The 25599-nt window shown below is 46.8% G+C and carries 27 protein-coding genes, 1 pseudogene and 1 riboswitch; of the genes and pseudogenes, 15 read left to right on the top strand and 13 right to left on the bottom strand.

Annotated elements, in window-relative coordinates; all coding sequences use genetic code 11:
* Positions 1-94 precede the first annotated feature (94 nt).
* The 4 genes from ACE5KN_RS24375 to ACE5KN_RS24360 form a co-directional block, all read right to left on the bottom strand.
* Positions 95-562, bottom strand: a complete 468-nt coding sequence (locus ACE5KN_RS24375; protein ID WP_375525511.1) for a hypothetical protein — start codon at positions 560-562, stop codon at positions 95-97.
* 393 nt (positions 563-955) lie between these two features.
* The gene (locus tag ACE5KN_RS24370) at positions 956-2134 is read right to left on the bottom strand and encodes an MFS transporter (RefSeq protein WP_375525510.1); all 1179 of its coding nucleotides are present in this window, start codon (positions 2132-2134) and stop codon (positions 956-958) included.
* A 72-nt stretch (positions 2135-2206) separates the two neighbouring features.
* Positions 2207-2485 carry an ArsR/SmtB family transcription factor gene (locus tag ACE5KN_RS24365; protein WP_375525509.1) on the bottom strand — a complete coding sequence of 93 codons (279 nt, stop codon included), beginning with the start codon at positions 2483-2485 and terminating at the stop codon, positions 2207-2209.
* A gap of 195 nt (positions 2486-2680) precedes the next feature.
* Positions 2681-3700 carry an alpha/beta fold hydrolase gene (locus ACE5KN_RS24360; RefSeq protein ID WP_375525508.1) on the bottom strand — a complete coding sequence of 340 codons (1020 nt, stop codon included), beginning with the start codon at positions 3698-3700 and terminating at the stop codon, positions 2681-2683.
* A gap of 144 nt (positions 3701-3844) precedes the next feature.
* Here ACE5KN_RS24360 and ACE5KN_RS24355 point away from each other — a divergent pair, with 144 nt between their 5' ends.
* The 3 genes from ACE5KN_RS24355 (at position 3845) to ACE5KN_RS24345 (ending at position 5320) form a co-directional block, all read left to right on the top strand.
* Positions 3845-4777: a LysR family transcriptional regulator gene (locus tag ACE5KN_RS24355; RefSeq protein ID WP_375525507.1), complete on the top strand. Its 933-nt coding sequence runs from the start codon at positions 3845-3847 to the stop codon at positions 4775-4777.
* A gap of 72 nt (positions 4778-4849) precedes the next feature.
* Positions 4850-4975 carry a hypothetical protein gene (locus tag ACE5KN_RS24350; protein WP_375525506.1) on the top strand — a complete coding sequence of 42 codons (126 nt, stop codon included), beginning with the start codon at positions 4850-4852 and terminating at the stop codon, positions 4973-4975.
* A complete protein-coding gene (locus tag ACE5KN_RS24345) occupies positions 4976-5320 on the top strand; it encodes an SDR family oxidoreductase (RefSeq protein ID WP_375525505.1) in 345 nt (114 codons plus the stop codon).
* A 335-nt stretch (positions 5321-5655) separates the two neighbouring features.
* Here the strand turns inward: ACE5KN_RS24345 and ACE5KN_RS31130 are convergent.
* The 4 genes and pseudogenes from ACE5KN_RS31130 to ACE5KN_RS24330 form a co-directional block, all read right to left on the bottom strand.
* A pseudogene (locus ACE5KN_RS31130) lies at positions 5656-5986 on the bottom strand (IS1380 family transposase); the annotation flags it as partial.
* Positions 5987-6479: 493 nt separating this feature from the next.
* Positions 6480-7148, bottom strand: coding sequence for a hypothetical protein (locus ACE5KN_RS24340; RefSeq protein ID WP_375525504.1), 669 nt, complete (start codon positions 7146-7148; stop codon positions 6480-6482).
* 500 nt (positions 7149-7648) lie between these two features.
* Positions 7649-9052, bottom strand: coding sequence for a transcriptional regulator (locus tag ACE5KN_RS24335; RefSeq protein WP_375525503.1), 1404 nt, complete (start codon positions 9050-9052; stop codon positions 7649-7651).
* Positions 9053-9481: 429 nt separating this feature from the next.
* Positions 9482-10378: an AraC family transcriptional regulator gene (locus ACE5KN_RS24330; RefSeq protein ID WP_375525502.1), complete on the bottom strand. Its 897-nt coding sequence runs from the start codon at positions 10376-10378 to the stop codon at positions 9482-9484.
* A gap of 264 nt (positions 10379-10642) precedes the next feature.
* Here ACE5KN_RS24330 and ACE5KN_RS24325 point away from each other — a divergent pair, with 264 nt between their 5' ends.
* From ACE5KN_RS24325 to ACE5KN_RS24315, 3 genes are read left to right on the top strand one after another with little or no spacing between them, the layout of a single operon-like run.
* Complete coding sequence (locus ACE5KN_RS24325) at positions 10643-11944, top strand: ABC transporter substrate-binding protein (RefSeq protein WP_375525501.1); 1302 nt, start codon at positions 10643-10645, stop codon at positions 11942-11944.
* Between the two features lie 19 nt (positions 11945-11963).
* Entirely contained in the window at positions 11964-12836 is an 873-nt protein-coding gene (locus ACE5KN_RS24320; protein WP_375525500.1) for a carbohydrate ABC transporter permease, read from the top strand.
* Positions 12826-13719 (top strand): carbohydrate ABC transporter permease, encoded by an 894-nt coding sequence (locus ACE5KN_RS24315; RefSeq protein WP_375525499.1) that lies wholly within the window; start codon positions 12826-12828, stop codon positions 13717-13719. The genes ACE5KN_RS24320 and ACE5KN_RS24315 overlap by 11 nt, the downstream gene beginning before the upstream one ends.
* 77 nt (positions 13720-13796) lie before the next feature.
* Here the strand turns inward: ACE5KN_RS24315 and ACE5KN_RS24310 are convergent, their stop codons facing one another.
* Complete coding sequence (locus tag ACE5KN_RS24310; protein ID WP_375525498.1) at positions 13797-14204, bottom strand: carboxymuconolactone decarboxylase family protein; 408 nt, start codon at positions 14202-14204, stop codon at positions 13797-13799.
* Positions 14205-14327: 123 nt separating this feature from the next.
* Between ACE5KN_RS24310 and ACE5KN_RS24305 the strand changes: the two genes are divergently transcribed.
* Positions 14328-14801 (top strand): Lrp/AsnC family transcriptional regulator, encoded by a 474-nt coding sequence (locus tag ACE5KN_RS24305; RefSeq protein ID WP_375525497.1) that lies wholly within the window; start codon positions 14328-14330, stop codon positions 14799-14801.
* Between the two features lie 47 nt (positions 14802-14848).
* On the opposite strand, the gene ACE5KN_RS24300 is transcribed toward ACE5KN_RS24305, so the two are convergent.
* Positions 14849-15004, bottom strand: coding sequence for a hypothetical protein (locus ACE5KN_RS24300; RefSeq protein ID WP_375525496.1), 156 nt, complete (start codon positions 15002-15004; stop codon positions 14849-14851).
* 148 nt (positions 15005-15152) lie between these two features.
* On the bottom strand, positions 15153-15983 hold the full coding sequence (locus tag ACE5KN_RS24295) for a helix-turn-helix domain-containing protein (RefSeq protein WP_375525495.1): 831 nt from the start codon (positions 15981-15983) through the stop codon (positions 15153-15155).
* 161 nt (positions 15984-16144) lie between these two features.
* Between ACE5KN_RS24295 and ACE5KN_RS24290 the strand changes: the two genes are divergently transcribed.
* The 5 genes from ACE5KN_RS24290 to ACE5KN_RS24270 all read left to right on the top strand — a co-directional run bounded on the left by ACE5KN_RS24290 (position 16145) and on the right by ACE5KN_RS24270 (position 21013).
* Entirely contained in the window at positions 16145-17428 is a 1284-nt protein-coding gene (locus ACE5KN_RS24290) for a Gfo/Idh/MocA family oxidoreductase (protein ID WP_375525494.1), read from the top strand.
* Positions 17429-17542: 114 nt separating this feature from the next.
* Positions 17543-17654: riboswitch (purine riboswitch) on the top strand.
* A gap of 121 nt (positions 17655-17775) precedes the next feature.
* Positions 17776-18729 carry an EamA family transporter gene (locus tag ACE5KN_RS24285; RefSeq protein WP_375525493.1) on the top strand — a complete coding sequence of 318 codons (954 nt, stop codon included), beginning with the start codon at positions 17776-17778 and terminating at the stop codon, positions 18727-18729.
* 157 nt (positions 18730-18886) lie between these two features.
* The gene (locus tag ACE5KN_RS24280; protein ID WP_375533170.1) at positions 18887-19339 is read left to right on the top strand and encodes an XRE family transcriptional regulator; all 453 of its coding nucleotides are present in this window, start codon (positions 18887-18889) and stop codon (positions 19337-19339) included.
* A gap of 17 nt (positions 19340-19356) precedes the next feature.
* Complete coding sequence (locus ACE5KN_RS24275) at positions 19357-20187, top strand: hypothetical protein (protein WP_375525491.1); 831 nt, start codon at positions 19357-19359, stop codon at positions 20185-20187.
* Entirely contained in the window at positions 20171-21013 is an 843-nt protein-coding gene (locus ACE5KN_RS24270; RefSeq protein ID WP_375525490.1) for a hypothetical protein, read from the top strand. The genes ACE5KN_RS24275 and ACE5KN_RS24270 overlap by 17 nt, the downstream gene beginning before the upstream one ends.
* 35 nt (positions 21014-21048) lie before the next feature.
* Here the strand turns inward: ACE5KN_RS24270 and ACE5KN_RS24265 are convergent, their stop codons facing one another.
* Positions 21049-21450: a hypothetical protein gene (locus ACE5KN_RS24265; protein ID WP_375525489.1), complete on the bottom strand. Its 402-nt coding sequence runs from the start codon at positions 21448-21450 to the stop codon at positions 21049-21051.
* 813 nt (positions 21451-22263) lie between these two features.
* Between ACE5KN_RS24265 and ACE5KN_RS24260 the strand changes: the two genes are divergently transcribed.
* Both ACE5KN_RS24260 and ACE5KN_RS24255 read left to right on the top strand, forming a co-directional pair.
* Positions 22264-22611: a type II toxin-antitoxin system RelE/ParE family toxin gene (locus ACE5KN_RS24260; RefSeq protein ID WP_375525488.1), complete on the top strand. Its 348-nt coding sequence runs from the start codon at positions 22264-22266 to the stop codon at positions 22609-22611.
* On the top strand, positions 22608-22991 hold the full coding sequence (locus ACE5KN_RS24255) for a helix-turn-helix domain-containing protein (RefSeq protein WP_375525487.1): 384 nt from the start codon (positions 22608-22610) through the stop codon (positions 22989-22991). The genes ACE5KN_RS24260 and ACE5KN_RS24255 overlap by 4 nt, the downstream gene beginning before the upstream one ends.
* A gap of 221 nt (positions 22992-23212) precedes the next feature.
* Here ACE5KN_RS24255 and ACE5KN_RS24250 read toward each other — a convergent pair whose 3' ends face one another.
* Positions 23213-23995 (bottom strand): helix-turn-helix transcriptional regulator, encoded by a 783-nt coding sequence (locus tag ACE5KN_RS24250; RefSeq protein WP_375525486.1) that lies wholly within the window; start codon positions 23993-23995, stop codon positions 23213-23215.
* A gap of 105 nt (positions 23996-24100) precedes the next feature.
* On the opposite strand from ACE5KN_RS24250, the gene pyk reads away from it, so the two are divergent.
* Complete coding sequence (gene pyk, locus ACE5KN_RS24245) at positions 24101-25516, top strand: pyruvate kinase (RefSeq protein ID WP_375525485.1); 1416 nt, start codon at positions 24101-24103, stop codon at positions 25514-25516.
* Positions 25517-25599: the final 83 nt, after the last annotated feature.

Below are 25599 nucleotides of genomic sequence, written 5' to 3'. Positions count from 1 at the left end.
GACAGGCCCGGTTTGGACCTGTCACTCTTGTCGCTTTATGTTTATAACCACCATTCTCTACATCAGTTACATCTTCCGGAACAGGAGGTATGTATTAATCTATGTCTTTGTATACTGTTCCACTGTAGGTTACTCTGACATAATTACTGTATTGGACTATGTTTGTTCTTTGCAGTGTGCCTCCCCAACGTCCATCTGAACCATTGTCTTCCGCATACACAATCGAAGAGGGGATGCTTTCATTTAAACCAAAATCTCGATATACCGAAACAAATTTTTGCTGATTCATAGTTGTAAAGCTGCTTTCTGAGGAAGTTTCCACCTTAGTAACATCGTTTTGCGTAAAGTGGGGAATCGGTGGAACTGGAGGCTCTGTAATCTCAAAGTTGGGAGATTCAAGTGACGACTCGGCTGTTTCTGCTACAAAAACGTATTCCGATGATGGCTGCAGACCTGATTCATCAGATGCCCAGGCTACTCCGCCTGATACGGAAACAGCAAGCAAGGATACGGCTAGTAGGCTCTTGGATGTTTTAATAGTACGTTCGCGTAGAAACTTCATAAAACACCGCCTTATATTAGTATGAACTACATTCCAGATTGTATGCCATAATTTATATAAATACAATCTTTTTTTCTACTTTTTTGGGTTAAAATATACTGATGTTCTTCAAATTCATATTTTAAAGGGGGAAGTAATTTATGATTATTGGCGCAATTATAATATTCGTTGCAGCTATGGTGCCCGTTATCTATCGAATAAACAAAAGACTTACGAATCTGGAAAATAGATTAAAAGAGCTTGAAAAAAACAATGAATAAGATGAGGAGAATCCGGAAGCCCAGGCAAGGTTCATCCCTCCCGGGATTGTCAAAAAAATAAGAAGCCCAAGAGAGTAGGATTCTAATCCTTCCTTGGACTTCTTATTAGCTATCTCCCGTTAAAAGGGAATGCTCATTCATTTACGGTACTGGTGACTGATCTGCCGGACAGCATGCGGCTCAGTATCATGACGCCCACTGCCGCAATTGCAACGCCAAGGGCTGCAAACCAGGTTACCGAAGCAAGTGATACCTGCTCTATAATAATTCCCCCCAGCCCGGCGCCGACGGCCATGGACAGCTGCATGGTGGACTGGTTCAGGCTGAGCATCACCCCGGAGGATTCAGGCACGAGTGAAGCAAGGTTATACTGCTGCGTAGGCCCGGTCGTCCAGGCTGCAAGCGACCACAGGATCAGGAAAGCAAAGATGCTGACGACCGAGTGAGCCATCGTAAGCAGAATCAGAGAGATGATGTGCAGCGTCATGCCTCCGAGCAGGGTAAAAGAAACTCCTCGCTTATCAGCGGAATAACCGCCTGCCTTCGAACCGACCAGACTGGCAATCCCGAACACCAGCAGGGCTACACTGAGCAGCGATTCACTTAATTTGGACACCTCAAGCAGATAAGGTGAGATGTAAGTATACGCCAGGGAATAACCGCCCAGCCAAAAGAATGTAATCCCGAGCCCAAGAGCTACATCCGGTCTGGCAAGCAGGGCAAACTGTTTGCGAAGAGGAACAGGCTCATCCCCTTTGATCCTTGGGATTGTCAGGGCAAGGACGATCAGGGCGAGAATACCCGCGAGCGCGATGCCCAGGAAGACCGCCTTCCATCCAAACTGAGACGACACCACCCGGCCGATAGGCACACCGATGATCAACGAGGCTGTAAAACCCATTACCACAGTAGCGAGAGCGCTGGCCTGCTTGCCGGGAGCAGCAATCTTGGCGGCAATGCTCAGTGCGGTGACCACGACAACTCCCGCTCCGAGCGCCATTACGATACGAGCTGCAATAAACATCCCAAATCCGGGCAGAACAAAGGAAAGAACGTTAGCCACAATAAACAGGCCAAGGGCGTACAGCAGCAGCTTGCGCCGGTCCAGCTGCGCGGTTATAGCCATCAGGATCGGAGTTCCGATCGCGTATGTCAGGGAAAACACGGTGATGAGCTGACCCGCCGCGGCAACGGATACGCCCAGCGTCTCTGCAATCTGATCCAGAATACCGGAGATGATATACTCCGAGGTTCCTACCAAAAAGCTGACCAACGCCAAAATGTACACCTTCCATGTGCTGTGGTTTACCACGTTTTCATTCACTCCTTCAAAATGTTGGAATAAGTATATTTCTAAAAATATCGAAATATTAACGAAAAAAATTTAGTTTAACAGGTAAGGGGCGTATTTCGCCGCCGTTTCTCTATCCAGACTGTAATATATAAAGGTTCCCTCTTTACGGAATGTGAGCAGTCCGCATTCAGCCATCTGCTTCAGATGATGGGACAGTGTGGAGATGGCAACCGTTTTAAGCTTGTCACCGAGCGCGGAGCAGCATTGGTCGTCTTCTTCTTTGAGCATGAGCGCAATTTTGAGGCGGGTAGGTTCTCCAAGTGCCTTATATATTTTCACGGCTTGCTGCATGTCGGCTGGTTCGTTCATAGTGTTGCCCTCCTCGCTAATATTTCGATATTTGCAGAAACATAATATCACATCCATCCGCAGCAGTAAACCCCTGATGTGGGCATCACGCATGATTTTTTCCTTCCACACAGAAAAGAGGTCGACCAGTAAATTCTGGTGACCTCATTATATGATCGGACAGGACAAATATTCCCACATTACCCGGAAATAAAGTTATGCTTTTGTACCAAGCTCCAGCAAGTGTTTCAGGTTGTCATCAATGAATTTATTATCGGCACGGTTGATTCCGCGGCCGGCAAAATGGCCCCAGATCGACTTGATCGGACTAAAAACAGCATTAGGTATACGCTTAGCCTCGTATTCATTATCGTCCGCCTTGCAGAAGAGATCCGTGCTCCCAGGCATAACGCAGGCAAGCGCTTTAATGCTTTTGAGCGCCTTATCGAAATCTCCGTTATAGGCGGGATTTGCACTGATATCTGCATTTTGGCCTGTCCATAACATGGCGAGGACATTGTGCGGATCCATCTTCATGAAGCTATCTTCCCAGACGCCGGCCATAAACCCTGCCAATGAGTCAAATCCCAGCTCACGATAAAGCTCCTCTCTGTAAAACGCATCCGATAAGCCCCATCCCGCATAGACCCGGCCAACAGCACGCATGTCTGCAGAAGTCAACTGGTTTAGTTTGCTTGAATCAAAGCGGACAGCAGCCATGAGCGCAGCTTTCATTCCGTCCAGGACCAGATACGTCTGGGGCCAAGTCTTGGCAACCCCGGCGAAAGGTGCAATTCGTTCCACCATATCCGGATAACTTGCCCCCCATTGGAAGGATTGAATACCTCCCATTGACCATCCTACTACGAGAGCGATCTTGTGAATGCCGAATTTCTCGGTCACCAGCCGATGCTGGAATTGAACATTGTCATAGATCGTTACCTGCGGAAAATGAGCCCGGTCGAATGGGGGAGGCGTATTCGTAGGAGACGAAGATAATCCGTTGCCCAGCAGATTGGGTACGATAATGAAATATTTCTGCGGATCCAGCGCCATGCCGTTTCCAATCAACCATTCATTTTGCACATGTGTGTCGCCAAAAGCCGTTGGATAGACGATGACATTATCTTTCTTTTCATTCAATGTTCCATAAGTCTTATAAGCAAGAAAAGCGCCCGGTAACGTCACTCCTGATTGTAGGGTTACGTCACCCAAATCGAAAATCTCATAATCCATCGTATTGTCGCTCCCTTCAAAATGAAACCACACAATTAAACATGTATTTCTTGTACTTAGTATAGGCCTGTGGTACTCTCAATAAAAGTGAATAGAATTCAAAGTAGTATTCAAAAATATTGAAAGTAAAAGGGGGATCGTATGATGGAATTGCGTCAACTCCATACGTTCCGCATGGTTGCCTCAACGTTAAATTTCAGCCGTGCTGCGGAAGTGCTGGGCTATGTCCCCTCCAACGTCACGATGCAAATCAAAGCATTGGAGGATGAGCTTGGTGTTCGTCTCTTTGACCGCTTGGGCAAGCAGCTCGTTCTCACAACGGCGGGTAAAAGCTTTTTAACTCATATTCAAAGCGTTCTGGACAAACTGGACGAAGCTCGCAGCGCCGTTCATGACAATGAAGTTCTAAGCGGCACTCTAACGATCAGTGCCAATGAGGTGATTTGCGCCTATCGGCTTCCCGTTGTATTTCGCCTGTTTCGTTCGCGCTATCCGGGAGTGCGTCTCATTTTCCGCTCCGTTCCCAATCAAGAGCTCAAGCAAACCCTCTTTGAGGGAACCGCAGATGTCGTCTTTATGCTGGACGAACCCATTCGCTCAAGCAGACTTGCCGTGGAACCGTTGGTGGAAGAAACCTTCCGCCTTTTTGCTGCTCCGGATCACCCGCTCGCACAACGAACTGAGCTGGAGCTGGAGGATTTTCACGGAGAAGTGTTCCTGACGAATGAAAAGGGCTGTCCCTACCGAACCATGTTCGACCGGTCATTTGAGAAAGAGGGTATAGATAGTATTACGTATCTAGAGTTTCAAAGTGCTGAAGCCATTAAACAATGTGCAATTTCGGGAATCGGCATTGCCTTTCTTCCTGAAATCGTGGTGGAAGCCGAAGTCGAACGGGGCGAGCTCGTTGCTCTTCCATGGCAAATTCCGGACCTGCACGTATATACACAGATGTCATGGCATAAAGACAAGTGGCTTTCACCAATCATATTATCTTTCATAGAAGCAGCAAGGGAGGTTATGGCTGTAGAGACACCTGATCCGCAACTGTTGGAGAGCAAGAACATAGCCCGATGAAGTATAACAGCCCAGCAATGAGGAGAGAGATTTTGAAGAACTTTCGAGGAATTGAAATTGTTGAAATGACTTTTGATCAATACTTGCCGCACGAAGTTGAGCCGGGACCGGATCGATTATCTCTTCAATAATGCGGGGCTTGGCGTGAGCATCCTGCTTGCGGACGCGACGGAAGAACAATTCGACAGCCTGATGTAAGTGCATTTCAAGGGTGTCTTCTTCCTGATCCAAAAGTTGTTTCCGTACATTACCGATAAAGGCTGCATCGTTAACCCTTCCTCTGGTCTGACCCGCGTTTCCTTTGAAGGCGGACATGGCACGTATACCGCGATGAAATGCGCGATCGAGGTGTTGACACGGTATATGACGAAGGAATGGGGTTGTAGAGGCATCAGGGTTAATACAGCCGCTCCGGGTACCATTGAAACAGACTTTGCCGGAGGAGCCAGTCGGAGCGCTGGAGTGAACGCGTCCGTCAGTTCGCAAACGGTAGTGGCAGAGTCGGCGTACCCGACGATATCGGGGGCGTTATCGCCTCATTGAGCACAGAGGAATTTAGATGGGTTAATGCCCAGCGGATTGAAGTTGCCGGCGGTATGGTGATTGAGATTGTGAAAATCCGATTGGTCTGGCCGCTCCTGCAGTTCTCTGTGAGGCGGCCGGAGGCATGAATAATGGACGTACCATAATAGGATTTCATGGAACGATCTTTGAGGCTGATTTTAAGCCATATCGAAATCGGATGGAGGTTAAAGAAAGAGGTTTGGGGGAACGGATACGTCATCGGAGGGTGCCAAGGCCTGTTTGCTGTATGGTTTTGGCTCATTGGGCTTTAATGATGTCTATAGCTTTGTCGCAGATATGAACCAATTGTCCCGAAGAGTTGGACAGGACCGACCCAGTCTGCCCAGTTCCTTGTACAACTGACTGTAACACGGGCATAGCCCGCCCAGAAATCAGCTGAGCAGCGCGTCATACTGCAGCTTACGAAAATGAAAAAATCCGCTCGCAACCAAGCATCCAGTCGATGATGAGGTAGGGCAAGATGCGATGAGAGGGAACAAAGCGTTATGTGGTTTGCCATCCGAGAGGTAGCGCATGGCCTAGGCAAACTTTTCGAAATAGTCAAGAAAGAGCTTGATGTCGCCGAAAGTCGCCGAAACTTGTTACGTTTTGTAGAGAAAATTCACTCTTAATCTTGCTGCTCATTGTGGTAGACAAAAGGTACTCCTCTCATTGGGTGATGTTGTTCGGACAAACACCATTCTATCAAAGATTTGGAGCCCTTTTCACGTGTTTAAGTATTTTTGCTTTCGCAATTCAGGATTAATTTAAAAAACCCACTGATAATCCAGTGGATTTATGGGAAGAATCATCATTTATAATAATTTTTGAAACCATCATATATCACGAGTAGACCAACTATTCCAGCTAAAGTTCTGACAGTAAACTCGACAGATAATAAATTGCCAATAAGACTTGTAATATCGTACCATCTTCCAGTTATTATAACGGGTACTAAAAAAATTACAATTCCTATAATAATACTTGACCACAATCGTTTCTTCATTTCAATTAACACCTCTTTCGCTTTTTCTAAAATTTAGGATACCATAAAGTATTTATTTGTAAATGTCTGGGGCTATAAATAAATTAAAAAGACCAAGACTAGAAAACAATCTTGATCTTTTTTAATAACAAATTAATAAAGGAAGTCCCCATCATCATAAAAATATGTGAAGTGGTTGGCATCACCTGAAATGCTAAAAGTAATCTCCCCCATACCTTTAAGGCCGATCGAGCCACCGCCTGAAATATTTGTATTCCCATTATGATAGAAGTCCCCATTCACAATCCAGTGTATTTTATTTGCATGTTCAAGATGGGCGAAAAGTGTACCGGAAAATTGCTTGGTAACATTACCATCTCGTCTGTCCATTTGATAATTAACTATTTGTACAATTCCTCTAAAGCTCCCGCCGCCTTCTGTAGTTTCACAATAAAATTTTATTTGGGGTTGGTAGACGGGACTAACGTCAAGATATTTGCTAAAAGTTCTATAGGTCGCAGCTGCCAACTGGGCGTCGCTTAAGGAATTCATACCATTACTATTTTTCACTATACTCGAAGCTTCACTTATAGAAATATTCATATCTTCGGACATTTCCTTAACAATCTCATCAAACGTCATTACATCACTAATAATTACATCGTCAGAACGGTTTTCTGGATCTAATGAAATAGTGCCATTAGAGGATATTTCCTCTGATGTAGTTCCGTATAGAGTAGATTCGTTTGCAGAGACTGGAACAGTAGCAGCTGTAGTAGCAAACAATGCGGCTGCCAGAAACGTGGTAGCAGACTTCTTCAAAGTGATCATTCTCCTTTGTTATTAGAATTAATTATACAAACAGAAATATAACAGATGATTACAAATTTTGTGGATATACATAAATGGAAACATATTCATAATGTGAAATATATAAAAATATAAATTCTGCACATACGGGCGACCGATAATTTATCGAGTTAATGACGAAGAGGTCTGCTCGACAGTTCCGTAAAGAAATCTTTTATTAGCCGTAGTTTATCTTAGGCAACCAGCAACTCATGCCAATAAAGACCCTTCTATGTGATGAATCAATGGGACTAGGTGAAATAGGGGAGAAGGGAGTTTGAAAAGTGCCAACTCGAACATTTAATAGCACAGAAGAACTTATAATGTAGAACAGTGCGCAGTAAAAAAGACAGGCTTTAAAAGCTGGCCTGTCCGCTGCGATTATGTAACATTTCTGTTAGGCTCCACCGGCGTGGTCATCTAACGTGTGGTAAACTGGCCCCGTCTCGTGTACCCCAACAGTAAATACAAGGCTAAAGGCGAGTAGAAGTAAGACGATTATTTTTTTCATTCTGGTACACCTCTCTAAAAAGTTTTTGATATTCTGACTGCATATCGGGGCCTGCATAGTCCCGATAAGTTTCAAATAACCCCACGCATTTCACCGTGTTGTTATCATAGTTTATTGTAGCCGATTTTGCTAAACTATTTAACAAATATTTAAATCCAGCCTCATACTCGCCTTTATGCAAGTAATATTCAGATAATCCATTAAGTAAACGTGTAAGCCGTTCTGCTTTCAATCTGTCATCATAATAGTTTCCCGGTGTGCTTTCTCCTTCTGTTAAATCCTGTATTTCCGACTTGAAATGTTCAAAAATTCCATCGACATTGATGTTAAAACGGTTAGCCAAGTCAGTAATGTTAAGTAACGACAAGAGGATGTCATCCTTTATTGTTTCCATATACGTTACATATTCCGGCAGCACGCTTAAATCCCCGGAAAACAATTTGGTTACATACGTATTCGTTTTTGCCCACTCGTGAAATAGACCCTTCCAGTGTAAAACCTCTTCATCATTTTCCTGAACCCAGTCCAAATCCGAATAGTTTAAAATAAATTGCAGAGCCTGCCCATATTCTCCACGCTTATGACATACCTCGCCACGAAGTAAATCACTATAAGCAATATACACAAACAACGGTCTGCTCAGCTTGGAATAAGGATTTTCTCCTCTACGATTGTGCCGGTTCTCTGCATAATAATGGAATCTTGCTTTGATTCCCATCTGTTCGGAAAACTTATCTACCTTGTCCCACTCGCGCAGGGATCGATAGACATTTGCTAAATCCTTGAGCGCATCAAGCTGCAGGATTTCATCCAATCGGTCTACATATAGCTCTAATTGGGCCGCTGCCTGTAAATTTTGCGCCTGATCGTCACCCAGCTTGATCGTAAACAAACGATATTGGCAGAGAGCCAGACGTTCGGAATGCTGGGAATGCTCGGTTACGGCCACACCTTCATATAAAATGGCGGCGGCCTCCTTTTTTCCTTCCTGCAGCAGCTCTTCCGCCGCATCAAACAGCACGGGGCAGTACACGATGTTGTCCAGCAGCCAACTCGTAACTTGTCGGATACAATCCAGCTTGTTCAATTCAGCGCATCTGAAAATAAAGGGTCTAAGCCGTCTCCAATTTGGCTGGGCTGCAGCCATATTGTCCTGTATGTATAGGTCATAGAAATGGCCTTCCGGGAGCTCCATCAGGCTGGTGATCCGGTCAAGCTGGTTCACCGACATGATCCTTCCGCCTGTGATGATCGAGCTGAGGCTTCCTACATTGAGTCCTGTTTTACGCCCTAAGTCACTAAGCGAAAACTTTTCACGTTCCATATATTTTTCGACTTCTGACCGTATTGTGGTTGTATTCTCCAAAGGGAACCACTCCTTCATCAGTTGACATTTCCTGCACATTCTTGATGTCAAACAAATGATAAAAAACCTATAGTAAACAAGGCTAGAATTTTATTCCTAATCAAGCTATTATACTACTTTTTCGTATGTATGTGTATGACACACTGAGCATAGAAAAGTAAAAAAAAACCAGCTCCAAAAGCTGGCCACAAAATAAGCATGTTCTTTATGCTGAATTTTTGTCAACCTTCTTTAAAAGCTTTGTTTTATGACGACTTCAAGCAAATGATCAAATAGCCCTCTTCCGAAAACAAGCCTAGTATATTATTCCTATCTGGAACAGTATACTGCTTTCTGACAGGGATGTGTATATTTATGAGGTGCATTTTAGATTAAAATTTGATTAAAATCTCGCAAGTCATCATCACTTCCACACTGCACCGTGCCGGGTTAGTCGAAAATAAAGCGGTTGGCAGAGGCCAGATCTTTGCCAAGCCGGAATTCGCCGGGAGAAAAGCCGATCCAGCGCCGGAACACCTTAATAAAATAGCTGGCATTCGCATATCCGACCTGCTGCGCAATCTCCTCCAGCGTAAGCTCTGTCTCACGGAGCAGCCGCACGGCTTGGGCCATGCGGATTTTGGTGAGGTATTCCATGGGGGTTGAGCCCGTCGCGCTTTTAAAAGCCCGGGTAAAGTAATATTTCGAAAGACCGGCCTCGTCCGCAATTTCCTCCAGGCTTTGCAGCGTGTTATAACGCTCCTCAATGGACAGAACGGCCTGCCTGATTTTGGGCGGCCACATCTCCTTCTTCTTTCTGTGCGGTGCACTGAACCGGTACAGCTCCATTACAAATTGATACACGATAGACGACGCGCGGAATCCGTCAGTGATATGATTTCTGGCTGCTGCGTAATACACTCCCTGAAGCAACTGCACGACAGAGCTGTCCTGGGGGATATGCACCACATGGCCCATGCGGGACATAAGATCAAGCCATTTCCCTTGCAGGTTGGCCGGACGGATTAAGATGAAATAGAACTCCCAGTGATCGCTGGACGAGGGAAGATAGTATTCGTGGGCGCTGGGGATATCGACCATGAAGGCCTGGCCTGGTCCGACCCGATGCAGCTTGCCGCCCAGCTCCAGATGACCGTATCCTGACACAGTGTATTGAAATAGATGCAGCGGTCCGTCGATCCGGGTCAGGCCGTTCCAGTAGTAGGCATGATCCGTTATTTTATCGAAGCCTACAGCTGAGAGCTGGCAGAAGGCGTCATTGTGAGTTTCAAAGAAACGAAATCCGTAGGTATCATATTTGGCAGATTTCCGGCTTTGTCCGCTCATCTTTTTCTCCCCCAAAGTTATTGGCAGTGCAATCGAGGACAGGGAAAGGAAAAACGTTACAATCCTCATCATAAGCGAACAAAGCTGGGCTTACCACCGCAAAAAATTGCGCGAAATGCCCTGATTTTCAGCCGTCGAGGGCAATATTTTACACCTCAGGGCAAAACATTATCATGGTCTCGTTCATGGAACAGCCATAAGATGGAATTATTGAAAGCGCTTCACCAATTAATAAAACGAAAATTAATGCGAGGAGGATCAGAAATGAGGCAATGGAGCAAGGCTGCTAGCAAGGCAATTCTGGCTGCAATGGTGCTGCTGCTTGCCGCGGGATGCGGTTCCTCGCCTTCGTCGGGGGACAACGCAGAAGGGGAGCGTGTGCAGTTGACGATGCAGGCGTGGGGGAACCCCGCCGAGTTGAAGGTTTACCAGAAAGCGCTGGACGCTTTTACGAAAGAGAATCCGCAGATCCACGTCAAGCTGGTGCCTGTGCCTAGCGATCAGTATGAGCAAAAGCTGTTGACTTCCCTTCAGGGGAACCGGGGGCCGGACGTATTTTATTCCAGTGAGCCGACCATGTCCCGTTTGATCGAAGCAGGCCAGGTTGAGCCGCTGACCGAATTTTTGCAGAGTGAAGAAAGTTATGTCAAAGTCGATGAATTTCCGGAAGGGCTATGGGGCCCCGCCAGGAAAGAGGGGGAAATATACGGGCTGCCGCCGGATATCAACCCGATTGTCCTTTATTACAACAAAAAGGTGTTCGAGGAAGCAGGCGTCAAATCGCCGCAGGAATATTACGATGATGGCCGCTGGAACTGGGATGCATTCAGGGAGGTTACCGGGCAGCTGAAGGCTGCGGGCAAGCAGGGCTTCATCATGGAGAACTGGTGGGCACACTGGTACAGCTGGGTGTGGTCGAATGGTGGGCGCATTTTTGACGAGCAGGGCAAGTTTGTGCTGAATGAAAACGAGCCCGCCAAGGAAGCGTTCACGTTCATGCATGATCTCGTGCAGGATGGCAACGCGGTGTACGCAGGCTCGCTTCCGAAGGGACAGGGGGCGGATGCGATGTTCATGTCGGGCCAGGTCGGCATGCTGGCTGCCGGACGCTGGCTGGAGCCGCTCTTCACCCAGAATAAAAGCATAGAGTTTGATTATATTGCCTTCCCGTCGAATACGGGGAAAAAGGAGCCTGTAGCTGTGCCCGCTGCCTATTTTGCGGTCAACAGTAAAAATCCCCATGTGAAGGAAGCCATGAAATTCGTCTCCTTCTACGTATCCAAGCAAGGGCAGGAAATCCGCCTGGCGGATGGCGGAAATGCGATTGCTGCGATTTCCGGGGCGGACGAGGCCATTATGAGCAAGAGCACGATCGAGCATACGAGTTACCTGTCCGAAGCGCGTGATGACGGGTTCACCCATGGTTCGAACATGGCCTACGACGCCCAGATTCCAGGATTAAATAAGGATATAACAGAGATTATTGACCTGATGTTCCTCGGCAAGCAGGATGCGCAAACCACTGTGGTCAAGGTCACGGAGAAGATCCGTGCCGCGCTGAAATAAACGGAAGGAGGTAAAAGCCATGCAAAGGAAGCATCACGCGTTATGGGGCTACCTTTTTATTGCCCCCCAACTGATCGGTCTGCTGTTCTTTTCCCTGCTGCCATTGTTGTATGCGTTCTCCTTGAGCTTTATGAACTGGGACGGCTTTGGTACTCCTTCCTTCGCGGGCTTGTCCAACTTCGCCGGGCAGCTTGCCGATCCGGATTTCTGGAAGGCCATGGTCAATACCGTGTATTATATGGTACTTGTCATTCCCATCGGGATGCTGCTGGCACTGCTGGTGGCGCTGGCGCTTAATAACACGGCAGGCAAAGAGCTGTACCGTCTCTTTTTCTTCATGCCTGTTGTTACAAGCTCCGTATCCGTCGGGGTGATCTGGATGTGGATTCTGAACGGGGAGTTCGGCATTCTGAATCAACTGCTGGGGTATATCGGCATTACCGGACCGCAATGGCTTACCGATACCCGCTGGGTCATCCCGTCCATCGCCCTGCTCAGCATCTGGTGGGGGCTGGGGAACAATATGGTCATTTTCCTGGCCGGTCTGCAGGGGATATCGAAAAGCTATTATGAGGCCGCCGAGATTGACGGAGCAACACGTTTTCAGCAATTCCGGCATATCACCCTGCCGCTGCTGTCTCCAACGACGTTCTTTGTAACGATCATGTCGATCATCGGCTCCTTTCAGGTGTTCGACCAGGCCTTTGTCATGACCAACGGAGGTCCGGCCAAGGCCAGCTATACGCTTGTATATCATATCTACGATCAGGCCTTTATTGATTTTACAATGGGCGAAAGCGCGGCGGCGGCCATGATTCTCTTCCTGATCATTCTGGTGTTTACGCTCATTCAGTTTGGCATGCAGAAAAGGTGGGTGCATTATGGCGACTAAAAGCGTGAATATTCACAGCGGGGATACCGGGGTGAAGGATCGTTCCGCCACTCTGGCCTCGTCTCTCGGAGTGAGCGTTTGGCTGCGGCATCTGCTCTTGATTGCAGGCTCTCTTCTGATGATTTTCCCGTTCCTGTGGACGATCCTCAGCTCACTGAAGGATCTTTCGCAAATTTTCGTTATCCCGCCGCAGTGGATTCCGAACCCTGTCGTCTGGAGCAACTACCCGGCTTCCCTGCAGGCGATGCCGTTCGTTCAAGCCTATGCGAACAGCTTCTATATTACGGCCATCGTTGTGCTTTCGACCCTGTTTACGGCCTCGATGGCTGCATATGCCTTTGCGAAGATACGGTTTCCGGGACGCCATGTCTTGTTCATTCTCTTTCTGTCCACGATGATGATCCCGAAGCAGGTCACCATGATCCCCCTGTATCTGGTCATGAATAAGGTAGGGTGGCTGGACACGCATTGGTCGATTATCGTGCCGGGGGCCCTGTTCAATGCCTTTGCCGTTTTTCTCCTGCGCCAGTTTGTCATGGGCATTCCGCGCGATCTGGAGGAAGCGGCGGTGGTGGACGGAGCGGGGCATATCCGGATTTACTGGAGCGTCATTCTGCCATTGATCCGTCCTTCGCTGGCGGCGGTCGGTATTTTTACTTTCCTGGGCGCCTGGAACAGCTTCCTGGATCCGCTCATTTACCTGAATACGCCGGAGAAATTCACCGTTCCCCTGCTGCTGAACAGCTTCAAGGGGCTGTACACCGCGGACTGGGCCCTGATGATGGCGGGCACGACCATTTCCGTGATTCCCGTGCTGGTGGTGTATATGTTTGCCCAGAAGCAAATTATTGAGGGTATAACGATGACGGGCATTAAGGGATAATTAGCGGCAAAAGCGAAAGAAGCTCGGGGAAGACCAAACCTTTCCCGGGCTTTTCGTTTGTGTTTAATTGCTGTCTTCTATGGCTGCAGATCCATGAGTGCACCGAACATTTGCGACCCTGTAGTAAAACAAATATAAGAACACAGCTCTGCTATTTCGGCTTCAGAAAACTCCTCGGCTAATACATCGAATATATCTTGATTAATGGACATGCGGTCTTTCAGAAATAATTCAGCGAAGGCCGTGGCAAGACTGATTCTCGAATCCTCATGGCTCAACGCGGGCCTGCCTTTGGCCTGGCAGTACTTGCATCCGTTCCCGAAAGCAAGCGTGCGGCGAACCTGTTCCTTCAACTCAGGGCTTAAGCTTCCTGTTTGGTAAAACGTCTCCTCAAGCTTTCCCCACTGCTTCTGGATTTCTTTGTTGTGACCCAGCAGTTTCTGAAATGCTGTCTCTCCTGTGTTCGAGTACGATATTCTGGCCAAGGCAATTCCCTCCTTCTATAAACTCAATTATATAAGCCTAATGGAGCAAATGCCTTTACATTCGAGATAAAATGGGTATGATAAATTTGCAAATATTACGTATTTCTAAGGTAGGGGTATCATATGAAAATAGACGATATCGATCTTTTGATCATCGACGAACTATCGCGGGATTCAAGGCTTTCTATGAGGGAATTGGCTAAAAAGGTAAACTTATCCGCTCCATCCGTCACCGAACGAGTCCGCAGATTGGAAAGCGAAGGTATCATTACGGGGTATACCATCGAAATCAACCGGAAAAAGCTTGGGTTTGAAATGGAATGCATTATGGAGGTCACGGTAAGGAACGGGGATTTCAATAAATTAAAGACGTTTGTACAGAATCATCCACGTGTTCTGGGGTGCTGGAGAACGGCAGGGAAGGCCTGTTACTTCGTCAGAATCTGTGCAGGAGACCTGGGGGAGATTGAGGATTTTGTGGACAGTATCGCTTCGTATGCTTCGCCTTCGACTAATATTATATTTTCTGAAGTCAAAATTCACACAAGCTTAAAGCAGCAGCTGACCAAAAACCTTCATGATGTTACGAGTGAGTAAGTCGAGAAAGGTGAGGCTGTTATAATATGTTGATGATTTTTATATCTTTATTCCAGTCCATCGAATCGTTTGTCCAAGTTATCGGCCTTTTTATTTGTTTCGCCTACAATTCCGATGAGTTGAGTTAACATGTCTTCCATACGGTCAAACCTTGCATCAATCCGTTTTTCCATTTCATCGAGACGATTTTCCAACTCCTTCAAATTCGTCACGCTCCATTCACAGCCTTTGACAGTATTTTAACATCTGACTTGTCCTCTGCTCAAGTAGCAGCTTTATCAGCATCGTTTTCCCACGGACGGACAGCGCCCTTTTCATCGAAATTAACCACAAAAGGTTCGATGAATAACGCTAATTCCGTTTCCGTTCATACTGCTTCCGGTACTGCAGCGGGGAGCGCCCGGTCAACTGTCGGAATACACGCCCGAAATGGGCGATGCTGTCAAAGCCGGTCTGCTCCGCAATGCGGGTGACCGGCCAGCGTGTCTCTCTCAGATACTGCTGGGCTTGGCGGATTCTCACATAACGGATGTACTCCACGACGGTGAAGCCGGTGGTCTGCTTGAATATTTTACACAGGTACGTGCTGCTGATGTAGAAAGCGGAGGACAGCTGGTCCAGTGTCAAACTCTCGATATAATGAGCTTCAATATACTCGATAATGGCATATACCCGCTGTTGCTTGCCGCTTCCCTCGGGAACGATGGGCATATACTGCACGTTGTGAAGGCGCCGGATATACACCAGCAATTGTACAAGCAGGGAGCGCTGATAAATGTTCCGGAAGGGGTCATTCCGGTCCTTCTCTTCCAGCAGGGCTTCCAGCATGCCAAGGATCACCACCCGCTCCCGCTCGCCAGGCCGCAGCAGAAAATGCTGCTCCACCAGCAGTTCCCGTGTCTCCTGTATATCGAGGGAAGGGGAGATAAAAGCTTCATCAAAGTTAATCAAAATCCGCTCATGAGAGGCGTCACCTTTATTGGTCGTACGGTGCAGCCCGTGCTTATGAATAAAAATCAGGTCACCGGCCTGAAGAGCATACAGCCTGTTGTCGATGTAATAGTACCTTTCGCCGGATAACAAATAATAAATTTCATAGGAGTCATGCATATGATCGAAGGCCATGCTGAAGGGCTCCGTCCGTCTGATCCGTTCGATTGAGAAGTGGGGCTCGGCTGCCATGAGAAGCGCTCCTTTCCTAAGCGCAGATTCAATTCTGTAAGCGCAATCAAAACAGGATAAAATATGCATAGTTTCATGTAAAAAGGTCAATAAATGCTTAGAATTTGATAATTTCTATACTATATCATGAAAGCATCCGATGAAAGGGTGTGAACCGTGAGATGAGCAAAAAATATGCACTTGTAGGCACCGGGGGACGTGCCGAGTTTTTTTACAGAGAGCTGGCCACCGTGTATAAGGATACGTCCGAGCTGGTCGCTTTTTGTGATGTGAATCAGATTAGAATGGATTATGCCAACCGGCTGCTGAAGGAGAAATATAGCTACCGCGAGCTGCCGACCTATAAAGCGCATGAGTTTGACCGGATGATTGAGGAGACCAAGCCGGACATTGTTATTGTCACAACCGTAGATCGGGTACATCACAAATATATTATCCGCGCCATGGAGCTCGGCTGTGATGTTATATCCGAGAAGCCGATGACGGTAGATGAGGAGAAGTGTTCGGACATTCTGGACGCGATCGAGCGGACGGGGAAAAAGCTGCGTGTGACGTTCAACTACCGCTATGCTCCCCATAATACGAAAATCAGGGAGCTGATCATGGACGGCGCCATTGGCGAGGTCATTTCGGTGAATTTCGAATGGCTGCTGAATACGCAGCATGGCGCGGACTATTTCCGGCGCTGGCACCGTGATAAGCGCAACAGCGGCGGGCTGCTGGTGCACAAATCCACGCACCACTTCGATCTCATGAATTTCTGGCTTGGCTCCAAGCCGGATACGGTATATGCCAGGGGGGACCTGCGTTTCTACGGCAGAGAAAATGCCGAGAGTCGCGGCGTTACCGAGTTCTACCAACGGGCGTACGGCAGCAAGGCAGCGGAAAATGATCCATTTGCACTGCACCTGGATCGCAACGAACATTTGAAGCAAATGTATCTTGAGGCTGAAAAAGAGGACGGGTATCTGCGCGATCAGAGCGTGTTCGGCGACAATATCAGCATTGAGGATACGATGAGTGTGATGGTGAAGTACCAGAACAAGGCTGTCATGAACTATTCGCTGAACGCCTTCATGCCATGGGAGGGCTTCATCATTGCCTTCAACGGCACCAAAGGCCGGATGGAGGTGAAGGTGACGGAGCAATCCTACGTGAACTCCGGAGGCGACAAGGATAAAGAAGGAGCGCTCAAGTCCAAACAAATCCGCGTTTTCCCAATCCATGCAGCTCCTTATGATGTGGAAATTGAGGAGATGTCCGGCGGCCACGGCGGCGGAGACCCGTTGATGCTGCGCGACATCTTCGACAAGCCGGTGGATGACCGCTTCAAGCGGGCCGCTTCACACCTGGACGGCGCCTGGTCGATTATGACAGGTATTGCCGCGAACCGTTCGATACAGACAGGATTGCCTGTAAAGATTAACGATTTGATCCAGCTTTAACATAGTAGGGGAGGGGCGGAGCACTGCAACAGAAGAGAAAAAAGAGAGTTGACAGCATCTAACCTGCCATGTAATATATGAAACGTTGTCACATGAGCAATTACGCTGCGGAAACGCATGATTCCATATTCCATTCGTATAACCTCGCAGGCCGATAGGTGTACACAGGGCGAGGGTTTCTACAGGGAGCCTTAACTTCCTAACTACGAAGCCATGAAACGAGCTTATGCCCGTTTCAGGTGACGGAGTTAGGATTTTTTGTGTTCAAGCCGACATGTGACCTTGAGGCATGGACGACACGTGCGTCAAGTAACGCATTTCTGGATAGCAGGGGGTTAGTAAAAGCAATGAAATATTATGTGGCCGTTCTCGCGGGAGCCATGAGTTACGGCATATTATCGACGATCGTGGTTCTGGCTTACGGGCAGGGCTATCAGCTGGGCGAGGTTGTTGGAAGCCAGCTCCTGACGGGATTTATCCTGTCGTGGCTATTCGCTCTATATACGAAATTCAAGCATAGCCGCAAGGCACGCGAAGCAGGCCTGAGCCAAGGCGCGGCTGCCCCGGCTCAGGCCTTCCAACGGCTGACTTGGAAGCATCGCCTGCTTCTGATGGCTGCGGGCACGCCAACTGTCATCACCGGACTCGTCTATTATCAATCGCTCCGGTACATTCCGGCATCACTAGCCATCATCCTGTTGTTCCAGTTTACCTGGATCAGCGTACTGATTCAGGCGGTGAGCAAGCGCCAGCGGCCGGATAAAGTTACGTTGCTAACGCTCCTGATCCTGTTCGGCGGCACGCTGCTTGCTGCGGGTTTCCTGGAGCATGGGCTTCGCGAATTCAAAGTTTGGGGCATCGCACTGGGCCTCCTGTCGGCGGTAAGCTACTCGCTGTTCGTCCTGTTTAGCGGCAAGGCCGTACCGGCTGCGCATCCCGCATATAGAAGCGCCTGGATGGTAACGGGTGGCTTGATCCTGCTGTGTATTTTGTTCCCGCCAACGTTTCTTTTTAACGGATTGATCTGGAGTCAACTGCTCGTGTTTGGCTTGCTGCTTGGCTTTTTCGGAGCATTCATTCCTCCCGTGCTGTTCGCAATCGGCGTACCTCATATTGGCGGAGATATGGCGGGCATCATCGGCGCGGCCGAGCTTCCAGTGGCGGTGCTTATGTCTTCCATCGTGCTTCACGAGCATGTAAGCGGATTGCAGTGGACCGGCGTGATTATCGTGCTCATCGGCGTGGCCCTGCCTGAGCTATATAAATACCGGCTCTCGCGGTCAAAGACGATTTACTCTTGAGAGCGCCTGGTCGTGTAGTTAAAAAAAGGGAATGAATAGGGAGAGATAAAATCTGTCTCGCCCATTCATTCCTTTTTTTGTGTTCAAATTCCTGTGTCTATTTTGCAAAGGTGGAAGGCATATTATATTTTTTTACTGGTTATACTAGGAAAGTTCATTGAATGTAAAAAATATTTTTACAATCAATCGAAAAAGGCTTATAATGAAGGATATTGGGGAGTGGGGTGTAAAATATATTATGAATATTAACTTTTTTGAACATCGAAAAACAATTGCTCAGAACTTGATTAGTTTTATCAGAATGAAAGGCTACTCAAAATTATCATTATCCAAATTAACAGGAATCTCTAGACCGACCATTGACCAAATATTGAAAGCTGAGAGTCCAAGTCAAACCACATATAATTCACAAATTCGAAAAATAATCACAACATTTGATTTACCTGAAGATTATTTCATTACTTTAACTCAAAACATGCCCGAGCAACCCCCTTCACTCGCATACGCCTATTCGGATCATGGAGCAGACCTGGAAAAAAGTGCAGTAGCACAGGAAATGTTAGATGGTTTAGACAATATACTGGACATTTATTCAATGTACCTTAAGTGAGGAGGCATACCATATAAGTGAGAATTACTAGTCAGAATTTAGACGAAACCGTCAAACGTAATGATCAGATTGATCGCCAAGTCCAGGAGCACATCAAGTATATTGAGAAACGTATAATTAAATGGAAGGCCCTATCGATTGAAGAGCAAGCTTACGAGATTTTGAAAGAGCATCATCTTATCGAAATTCCAATACCAGATAACAACTGGGGTGGAGCCATACGAAAATTTCCTAACGGAACAAAAGTTCCGATTATCAACACAGCTCAACCTCGCATCTATCAATACTTTATTTATTGGCACGAGATTTATCATTTAACAGAAGATCAGGAAATGAAACAACATGAAGAAAAAAGCTATGAAATCTCAACTGAATTTGATTTGAATGAAAGAAAAGCTGATTATTTTGCAAGCCAAATGATTTTTGGTTATCTTGATTTGTATGATTATTTTCATTCATTGAAGCTGAATGATTTTGTGGTTAAAATCGCTCATTGTATGAAATCATTTAAAGCTCCATATAAAGCGGTGTTAATTCAACTGTATCAGATGGCAAAAAAGAATCACAATGATCAACTCCAAAGCCAAATAAAAGCTCATTTTGATCTACAGTTTTCCCTTCGAGAATGGTATTCTCTTTTCCAAGAACATGCATTGGATGACTCCTTAATTAAGCCTTCATTTGTTACAAACCTAAATAAAATTATTGAAACAATTAATAATGAAATTGAACAGCATCCTGATGTTGAATTGTTCAAAGATAATTTAAAGGTGGTGAAAGATTGGGAATTTAAATATAAAACATTGCAAAAGCAGTTAAAGGAGCGTTCGCATGGCTGGTTACCGTGACATCGAAGGATTTATTAGGCCCAGAAGAGGCCTTAAAATATTAGTACTGGATACGAACAATATTCAGTTTTATTATCAAAACGTGCATCTTCTCCCGCCGGAATACATTTTCAAGCCATATTATGATATGGTTATCATTCCTGGATGGGTTCATTCCGAATATGCACATCATGAAGGGAAGTCAGCTTATATTTCCAGCCTTCCTCTACCCATTTTTATTGTTGAGGAGTCTGAAGACTATTTGCCGATGTTAGGGTATAGTGATAAGCGACTAATGGAACTGTTTCGAGTTTCCTCCCTTTTAGGTGAATCGCAGCAATTTTTCAATCGGCTTCGTAGACTTGAGATGGAAGACTTCCCGGATGACTGGATCGATCAATTTTACGAGTATGGTTTTCCTACCAAGCAAAGCGGAAACTTAGTTACCAAGAAAAACGCTGGTGAAGTATCGATTCTGGCCCTAACCATGTGTCTTCTTTCTCACTATCGTTCCCAAATTTCAAATATAAGCATTGCTTCAAGCGATTATGGAATCGTTCGTTTGAAGCAAAAAGTATTGAAAGAAGCAAATGCATCGCCTTTAGAGCTTGGTATATCCAACGCCCCTCCAATTTCTTATTTGACAACGGATGTATCCTTATTCAATGCTTTTAAAACAAGACTTATCCAACCACATCAAGTGTCCTCATTACGTCCTAATCCGAAATCCTCGCAGTATATTGAACTTTTCAACGATGGAACATCAGCACTCCATGAACATGTACTGGATACAACCACCTTTTTAGCCATTTGTCAGAACCATGAGAAATATAAGATCTTATTTTAATTTTGAGGGGCTGGTTTCAGCTCCTTTGCCATTTGTTATAAGGATCTAAGTTCCTTCATATGAAGGTGTAAGCTTTCATTAGGCTTAACATTGAAAAATATATCATTGGCAACCAAAGTGTGTAACTCAGAGATAAGAAACCCCAGTGCATTCATCGTGGTGAGTTTGTTGTGAACTTTAATTAAAAAATCATCGTCTAATTGTGTAATATTTGAAGCCAAAATTAATCCGGCAGCACTGGGATCGTCTATATACAGACCGTTATGTTTGGCAGCTTGATCAACCTTGCGAAGCCATAAATAACCTTCAGCTACATACATAACATGGTGATCATCTACCAAAAAGCCCCGGGTCAGATTATAACAAATCTCATCCTCATCATACGGGCCTAAAACAATACAAACGGGTTCTAACGTAACTTCAACGTTCTTCGTCATTACATAACACCCCAAGCATATGATTTGTGATATTGATCGTTACTCATAAGCTTACGATATAATCATTCCAAATGACGTACGCATAGACGTACACTGCGCATAAAGATTGAAAATTTATCAAGGGTATGTCTTTCGCTAAGACCCCTTTTTGAAGGGAAAAGATATTTCCATGAATGAATCAGCCTTGAAATCGGCGGTCCGAAGGGCAGCGATTTCCGAGTTGATTAGTGGAAAGCGGGACATATTGAACGGATTGTAGGGGCATTAGACATCACAGACATCCGAGAAATCATTACCATTGTTGATAAATAAGACAAAGAAGAGTAAGGGGGGATTGCGGGTAACACCGCCGGGTTTGCTCTGGGAAGAAAGGACTGGGCATCGTTACTTAATCTGCGCAGGAATATTTGACTGGGAATAGCTTCCCGGGTGTCCCTGCTGCCCCTTGTCGTCGCAGGCCCGTCCATGCTGGAAGGTTGGGCCTTGTGACAGTTACGTGCTGTGCGTCGAGCTGACTGTAGCGCTGATTGCGGCGGTATGGAAGCGGGGAACAGGGTGAAGATCACCCTAAAGTCGCTCCTTTCGGGCGGATTAGAAATACGGGAATATATAATTCGGCTAAAAGGCGATGGGAAACCCGTCTTCCTTTTTTCTATTTCCATAGCGTGCGCAGCCGAATCTTTAGCGGTTCGAATCTGCTATGCACAATTAGCGATATTTATCCAAAACGCCTTGTGATTTTATATCAAGAATGATATATTTATATCAAGGGCGATATCAAGTCCGATAAATTATAGAGAAAGGATTCACTGCATGACTGATATTATGTTTTATCGAACTGGGAAAGGAAACTCGGAGGTAGAGAAGTACATCCTATCGCTGAACGAAAAGGCGAAGAATGGTAATAAAAAAGCCGAACGTGAAATGGATGACATCTTATACGCCTTGGAGAGAGTAGAAGATGGGATGCCGCACTCCCGGAAACTGAAGGGGGCGCTCTACGAAATACGAGCTGGGCGTTATCGAATTCCCTACTTTCGTTGGAAGGGGAGGCTGGTGCTGCTGACTATATTTAGGAAGAGTACTCAACAGACCCCGAGTCATGAAATTGACCGAGCAGAGGAAAGAATGAAGGATTGGATAAGGCGAGATGGCGAGTGAACAGGGTGGATGGGGGTGCTGCCAAGCTTCCCTATCCGACTATACCGGAGGTGAAAACAATATTGGATAACAATTTTAAAAATTCTTGGTCCGATCTTAAGGGGAAATTGGATTATAAAACTGACCATGAGAAAAAAGTGATCAGTGAAATGGCTCGTATGGTGAACAGCATCGTACGTAGAAGAAAAGCTCTGGGGCTTACTCAGCGAGAAGTAGCCGAAAGAGCGGGGATAACCCAAGCTCAAGTTGCCAGACTTGAGAATTCTACCTCTGTTCCGTCGATGGAGACGGTGATGAAAGTTGCAATTGCTCTTGATCTTTCTATTGGGTTTAAGGAAGCTGAGGAAGAGCAATCTGCAGCTCGCCTGGTTCATACCTAAATTTGTTTGATTCAATTACAAAATATCAGTCATGCTTTAGGGAGCCGAGAGGCTCCTCTTTATTTTTGTTAGGAGGAGGACATTAAAAGCAGTAAAACGCCCTCTTCCTATACTGGCCAGCTCACCGTTGCAGCCGGAGACACAACTGACGAAATTACCCTGACAATTCTCGCAGATGATAAAGGGGTCTAAACAAAAAGTTTAGAAAATCGGCTACATTGTTACTTAATCCGCGAACGCTCATGCAGAAAGTCCGACGGGGAGGCCCCGGTCATCTTTTTAAAAATACGATGAAAATACGTGGCGTCCCGGTAGCCGAGGTACTCCGACACCTCCTGCACAGTCAGCTGCGATTCCGTGAGCATATACATGGCCGTCTTCATCCGGCGGCTGTGCACATATTCGCTGATCGTCTGGTTCGTGACGCTGCGGAAGAGGGTGGCGGCATAATTCGGCGTTCGCTGGATCACCTCGCCCAGCTCCTCCTTGGTCACTTTTTCCCGGTAGTGCGCCTGAATGTACTCTTTCATTCGCTCCACATGCCTGTGTTTCTCATCAGCAATCATTCCGCGATCCCATTCCTGGTTAATATAGATCATGGCCTCTGTCAGCAATGCATTGATCATATGTTTGTAGTATGACGGTTTATCTTCCCACTGATGAAGAATGCTCCGCAGCCGTTCCCGAACCAGCTCATAGCAGCCCAGCTTCAGATTCACGATTTTGGTGCGGTCCAGCAGAGGCAATCCATCTTCGGCACATGAATTACGGAAGAGAATCACATACTTGCTATGGAACAGAGTGGGGATGCTTTTTCCATAATAGGCTAAATGGGGCGGGATCAGCAGCATGCTGCCTTTGTCGACGATTGTCTTCTGCCCCTCCACCCAATACACGCATTTGCCGTAGGTGACGAGACACAGCGTATGGCTGTTCAGGCTTGTGGCGCTCTCCGCGTACCAGTCCATTCCCTGATGATGCTGTACTTCTGCAACTGTGATCATATGACCGCTCCCGTGATTGTACTATAGTCTATTTACTATACTATATTTCATAGTCTCATCGTAATGGAAACGCTACAATGAAGAAAAACGGAGGAGAGATCAATCATGCTGAAAACGAAAATTATTTGTACCATCGGCCCTGCAAGTGATTCGGTTCCGGTGTTGAAAGAGATGATTCAGGCGGGGATGACGGTGGCCCGCTTGAATATGGCGCACGGGGAACTGGATGAGCATGTGCAGCGCATGAAAAATGTGCGTCAGGCGGCGTCCGAGCTGGGAACGTTTGTGCCGATTATGATGGACATCAAAGGACCTGAGGTGCGAATCGGCAAGCTGAAGGAAGATTCCTGTGAGCTGAAAACCGGGGAAGAACTGATTTTGACAACGGAAGAGATTCTGGGGGATGCCAAGCGCATCGGCGTGAACTACCCGGATTTGACCCGTGACGTAAAGGCGGGAGACCGTATTCTGATCGATGACGGCCTGATTGATCTGACCGTAATTGCTGTGGAAGGAACGGAAATTCGCTGCCGTATTGTGAGCGGCGGGAAGCTGAAGCCGCGCAAGGGTGTCAACCTGCCGGGCATTCATACCTCTCTGCCTGGTGTCACGGAACGCGATGTAAAGCATATCGAGTTTGGCATTCAGAATCAGGTGGAGATTATTGCGGCGTCATTTGTGCGTAAAGGTGAGGACATTCTGGAAATCCGCCGTATTTTGGAGAGCCATCATGCGGGACATGTGCAGATCATTTCCAAGATCGAAAACCAGGAAGGTATGGAAAATCTGGATGCGATTATCGAGGCCTCTGACGGAATCATGGTAGCACGTGGCGACCTGGGGGTAGAGGTTCCGATCGAGACGGTGCCGATGCTGCAAAAAGAAATGATCGATAAGTGCAACCTGGCGGGCAAGCCGGTGGTCGTGGCTACACATATGCTGGAGTCGATGCAGGTGAATCCTCGTCCAACACGGGCTGAGGTAAGTGACGTGTTCAATGCGGTCATCCAGGGCGCAGACGTAGTCATGCTCTCAGGAGAATCGGCTGCGGGCAAGTATCCCGTTCCATCCGTGCAAACGATGGCTTCCATCGCCAAACAGGCGGAATCTATTATCGATTATATGGAGCAGTTCAACAAGAAAAGAGCGGGTCAGCTCACCAATATTACGGAGGTCATCAGCCAGAGTGCCGTAAGCGCGTCGCTTGAGCTGAGCGCCAGCGCCATTATTATTGCGACGGAAAGCGGCTTTACCGCGCGGATGATCTCCAAGTACCGACCGCAGGCGCCGATCATCGCAGTCACTCAGCATAAAGAGGTGCTGCCAAAAATCTGCCTGCTGTCCGGCGTGATCCCGGTCCTGGGCGGCAAAATGACAACAACGGATGAAATGTTCGAAACGGCAACACGCAACGCCATTGAAACGGGATATATTTGCCCGGGAGACACGGTTGTCCTGTCCGCAGGAGTACCAATCGGTCAAACAGGCAATACGAATCTGATCAAGGTCCAGCAGGTATAGTACAGAACAATAGAATGTCTTCTCAAAAAGTCGCCGCAAGGCGGCTTTTTTGTGTCTTTGCCCCTGACGGCATGTTAGACAGG

Origin of the sequence: Paenibacillus terreus (genome assembly GCF_042138595.1) — a bacterium.
GTDB lineage: Bacteria > Bacillota > Bacilli > Paenibacillales > Paenibacillaceae > Paenibacillus > Paenibacillus terreus.
The sequence above is the reverse complement of the archived record's forward strand: the minus strand, read 5'-3'. Positions and strand labels throughout refer to the sequence as shown.

What these genes read in the sequence shown, in the direction of transcription:
- ACE5KN_RS24315 (WP_375525499.1), top strand. Translation starts at nt 12,826, where the DNA reads ATGGCGACTAAAAGCGTGAATATTCACAGCGGGGATACCGGGGTGAAG.
- ACE5KN_RS24305 (WP_375525497.1), top strand. Translation starts at nt 14,328, where the DNA reads ATGAAAATAGACGATATCGATCTTTTGATCATCGACGAACTATCGCGG.
- ACE5KN_RS24325 (WP_375525501.1), top strand. Translation starts at nt 10,643, where the DNA reads ATGAGGCAATGGAGCAAGGCTGCTAGCAAGGCAATTCTGGCTGCAATG.
- ACE5KN_RS24290 (WP_375525494.1), top strand. Translation starts at nt 16,145, where the DNA reads ATGAGCAAAAAATATGCACTTGTAGGCACCGGGGGACGTGCCGAGTTT.
- ACE5KN_RS24250 (WP_375525486.1), bottom strand. Translation starts at nt 23,995, where the DNA reads ATGATCACAGTTGCAGAAGTACAGCATCATCAGGGAATGGACTGGTAC.
- ACE5KN_RS24260 (WP_375525488.1), top strand. Translation starts at nt 22,264, where the DNA reads ATGACTGATATTATGTTTTATCGAACTGGGAAAGGAAACTCGGAGGTA.
- ACE5KN_RS24265 (WP_375525489.1), bottom strand. Translation starts at nt 21,450, where the DNA reads ATGACGAAGAACGTTGAAGTTACGTTAGAACCCGTTTGTATTGTTTTA.
- ACE5KN_RS24285 (WP_375525493.1), top strand. Translation starts at nt 17,776, where the DNA reads ATGAAATATTATGTGGCCGTTCTCGCGGGAGCCATGAGTTACGGCATA.
- ACE5KN_RS24360 (WP_375525508.1), bottom strand. Translation starts at nt 3,700, where the DNA reads ATGGATTATGAGATTTTCGATTTGGGTGACGTAACCCTACAATCAGGA.
- ACE5KN_RS24295 (WP_375525495.1), bottom strand. Translation starts at nt 15,983, where the DNA reads ATGGCAGCCGAGCCCCACTTCTCAATCGAACGGATCAGACGGACGGAG.
- ACE5KN_RS24320 (WP_375525500.1), top strand. Translation starts at nt 11,964, where the DNA reads ATGCAAAGGAAGCATCACGCGTTATGGGGCTACCTTTTTATTGCCCCC.
- pyk (WP_375525485.1), top strand. Translation starts at nt 24,101, where the DNA reads ATGCTGAAAACGAAAATTATTTGTACCATCGGCCCTGCAAGTGATTCG.
- ACE5KN_RS24330 (WP_375525502.1), bottom strand. Translation starts at nt 10,378, where the DNA reads ATGAGCGGACAAAGCCGGAAATCTGCCAAATATGATACCTACGGATTT.
- ACE5KN_RS24355 (WP_375525507.1), top strand. Translation starts at nt 3,845, where the DNA reads ATGGAATTGCGTCAACTCCATACGTTCCGCATGGTTGCCTCAACGTTA.
- ACE5KN_RS24365 (WP_375525509.1), bottom strand. Translation starts at nt 2,485, where the DNA reads ATGAACGAACCAGCCGACATGCAGCAAGCCGTGAAAATATATAAGGCA.
- ACE5KN_RS24375 (WP_375525511.1), bottom strand. Translation starts at nt 562, where the DNA reads ATGAAGTTTCTACGCGAACGTACTATTAAAACATCCAAGAGCCTACTA.
- ACE5KN_RS24270 (WP_375525490.1), top strand. Translation starts at nt 20,171, where the DNA reads ATGGCTGGTTACCGTGACATCGAAGGATTTATTAGGCCCAGAAGAGGC.